Annotated in this window: 2 pseudogenes; one reads left to right on the top strand and one right to left on the bottom strand. The window is 69.9% G+C overall.

Going from position 1 to position 984, the window contains the following annotated elements:
• Nucleotides 1-390: pseudogene (locus A5681_RS10015) on the top strand (hypothetical protein); the annotation flags it as partial.
• 4 nt (nt 391-394) lie between these two features.
• On the opposite strand, the pseudogene A5681_RS10010 reads toward A5681_RS10015, so the two are convergent.
• Nucleotides 395-984: pseudogene (locus tag A5681_RS10010) on the bottom strand (VWA domain-containing protein); the annotation flags it as partial.

Here is a 984-nt window from a genome sequence, read left to right as displayed (position 1 = left end):
AATTCCGACGGCGGGGAGAACAAGCCGTCCAATCCCAGCGACCCGCACGACGGGGCCTACACGGCGGCGCGGCTGGCCCGGGACGAGGGCGTGCCCATCTCGACGATCTCGTTCGGCACCAAGACCGGCGAGATCGAGATGGACGGGCAGCGCGTCGCCGTCCCGGTCTCGACGGACCAGATGAAGACCATCGCCAAGCTTTCCGGCGGGCAGTCCTACACCGCCAGCAACATCGCCGAGCTCAACAAGAGCTACAACGCGATCGAGAAGGACATCGGCTATCGCACCGTGGCGGGGCCGGGCAGCGCCGGGTGGCTGCGCCTGGGCGTGATCACCGCCCTGATCGCGACGGCGTTGGCGCTGCTGATCAACCGGCGGCTGCCGGTCTGATCGCTCAGGACGGCAGCCGGCGGTTCAGGAACAGGCCGGCCAGGATCGCGCTCGCCAAGGCGACCGCCCCCAGCAGCATCCAGGCCAGGCTGGCATCGCCCTTGACGGTTTCGTAGCCGATCTGGCGCTGCAGGGTCGAGTAGACGTTCTTCAGCGACTCCAGGCTGTCGGCGTGGAACGCCTGGCCGTCGGTGATCTCGCAGATCTTCTGCAGCGTCTGGTCGTCGACGGGAACCGGGATGGTGGCGCCCTCGTACTCGACGGTCCCGTACGGCGTGCCGAAGGAGATGGTCGAGATCTGCACGCCCGCGGCCTTCGCGGCCCGGGCGGCGGTGAACGCCCCCTGCGGGGCGTTGGCGTCCAGCGGCACGTTCTCGGCGCCGTCGGACTCCAGCACGATGCGGGCCGGGGGCGGGGTGTCGCCGCCGGTGATGGCCAGGGCGCTCACCGCGTGCAGGGCGGTGAAGATGGCCTCTCCGGTGGCCGTGCTGTCGGCGAAGTCGAGCTTCTTGAGCGCGTCGATCGTCGCCTGGTGCTGCGGCGTGGGCGACACCAGCAGGTACGGCGTGCCGGCGAAGCCGACCAGGCCCAGGT

It is taken from the genome of Mycobacterium scrofulaceum, from assembly GCF_001667885.1.
In the GTDB taxonomy this organism is placed as follows: domain Bacteria; phylum Actinomycetota; class Actinomycetes; order Mycobacteriales; family Mycobacteriaceae; genus Mycobacterium; species Mycobacterium scrofulaceum_C.
Note: the sequence above shows the minus strand (reverse complement) of the source record. Positions and strands in the feature narration are given on the sequence as shown.